The sequence below is a fragment of the Vreelandella olivaria genome (genome assembly GCF_023507745.1).
Lineage (GTDB): Bacteria > Pseudomonadota > Gammaproteobacteria > Pseudomonadales > Halomonadaceae > Vreelandella > Vreelandella olivaria_A.
Genome location: NZ_JALPZO010000163.1, coordinates 1 through 1,974, shown reverse-complemented (window position 1 = coordinate 1,974; position 1,974 = coordinate 1). Strand labels below are relative to the sequence as shown.

1 protein-coding gene is annotated in these 1,974 nt (G+C 58.8%); it reads right to left on the bottom strand.

Features of this window, described 5'->3' with window-relative positions:
* Positions 1-129: 129 nt before the first annotated feature.
* On the bottom strand, positions 130-1,974 hold a 1,845-nt coding region (locus HP566_RS19105), incomplete at its 5' end, for a type VI secretion system Vgr family protein (protein ID WP_249978903.1).

The following is a 1,974-nucleotide window of genomic DNA, read 5'->3' as shown; positions in this document are numbered from 1 at the left end:
GGCCTCGCTCTCTGCCAGTACGGCGACGACGGTCACGGCTTCGTCGGCGTCCTCTTCCCAGCGCCGGGTGCTCGGTGAGTGGGCCATCACATGGCAGCGGGCGACCCAGTAGTCGGGCACGACCATGGATTATCCCTCTTCCAACGGGCAGTGGGAAACGAAGGGGCTGCCTTCCCCTGCGGCGGCTTCCAGCACGGAGGGAACGGGCGGTAGCGCCGCTGCACTGGGTGAGGCTGAACCTACGTTCAATACCGGCGTAACATCCACGCTGCCGCCTGAAACCACCAGTGCTGAACCACCCGCAACCAGCGTGATTTTGCTGGCGTCGAGAATCAGTTCGCCATCAGCTTTCAAGGTGATATCGCCGTTGGCATGGGCTCGATAGCTCCCCCCGACCTTTAACCCACGCTCGCCATCGATTTGTTCAGTGTGGTTGGTGTGAACCGTGATATCGCGATTGCCATCAATGGTTTCAACGCGGTCGTTGGCGACGGCCAGGTAGGAGTTGTTGCCGATGGTGGCGGTGTCGTCGAATTCGACGCGTTTTTGGCGGGAGTTTTGCACATGCAGCTCCAGGTTTTTCTGGGCATGCAGGTAGATAAACTCTTCGCCGGCTTTGTCTTCAAAGCACAGTTCGTTGAAGCCTTCACCCTGGTGGGTCTGGGTTTTAATCCCAGTGCGGGTTTTGTGCTCAGGTAGTAAGTAGGGCGGCGTATTGACGGCGTGGTAAGTGCGCCCGGTAATCAGCGGTTGATCAGGGTCCCCTTCCAAACATGAAACCACTACCTCCTGGCCAATACGGGGAATGGCGATACTGCCGTATCCTGCCCCTGCCCAGCCTTGAGATACCCGTACCCAACAACTCGCGGTGTCATCAGAACTGGCGTAGCGGTCCCAGGGGAACTGTACTTTGACCCGGCCATATTCATCACAGTGAATTTCTTCTCCGGCGGGGCCCACTACCTGGGCTATCTGAGGGCCGTCTACACGGGGCTTGGGGTTGGGTGTGGCCCGCCATGGGGTATCGCCCGGCCCCAGGGTGACCGTGTTGTGGTAGCGGGTCATACCGGCGGTATCGCTACTGGAGATGCTGTCTTCTTCCAGCGCCTGGGGCTGTTCACCGTAGTGGATCACTTCAATGAGTTGCCAGTCACGGTTAAGGCTGTCGACGTCGTGGTCCGTCAGCATAAAGCGAACGCCGGGGCTGAGTTCTGGCAGGTCACTTTCTGCTTGAGCCGTCACCGCATCGCGGCGTAAGTGCTCCAGGCGAATACGGGTAAACGGTTTACCCGAGGCATCCTGCTTATAGCGACCAGGGTAGTCGTAATGCTCATAGTCGGCACGTTGCCCGTGCTGTTCAACATCGCGCCCCTGGTGCTCGTGTAATTGTGCGTAGCGAGGGTTCTTAAAGGTGTAGTCTTTGAGCGTGGCCGAGGAGCTGGCCACGCGGGCTGTTTGGCGCAGCTTGCGTACATGCCGATGAGGGGCGGTGCCACCCGCACGACTGTGGTAGGTGCGTTCCCCCAGCATTACCAGTGTATCGGGGGCATCGGTAAAGATAAGCCGATGGGCGTCAGCGTCAAAGCGATGGTAATAGCTCAATCCCTCTTCAGCCGCGAGCCGTTCAATAAAGGCTAAATCCGTCTCGCGATATTGAACACAGTACTCTCGATTGGCGGGTTCTCGGGTGACGTCAAACACCACATCGCGGATACCCCGTTCTTTGCACAGCGTACGGATAATATCAAGGGGCGATAATGCCTGAAAGATCCGCGAGTTATGCCGTAAGGAAAGGCGCCATAGGGCTGGGCGCACAACGACCGAGTAGAAGGTACGCCGGTGCCCACGATCCCCCTGGGCAAACTCACTGATCATGCCGTGGATCCGGCGCAGGGGCTCGCCATCCTGCCAGATAGTCAGGGAGGCGTCGCGATCCAGTAGCTCGGCGGCATCAAGTCGGCTATGACGACTAGC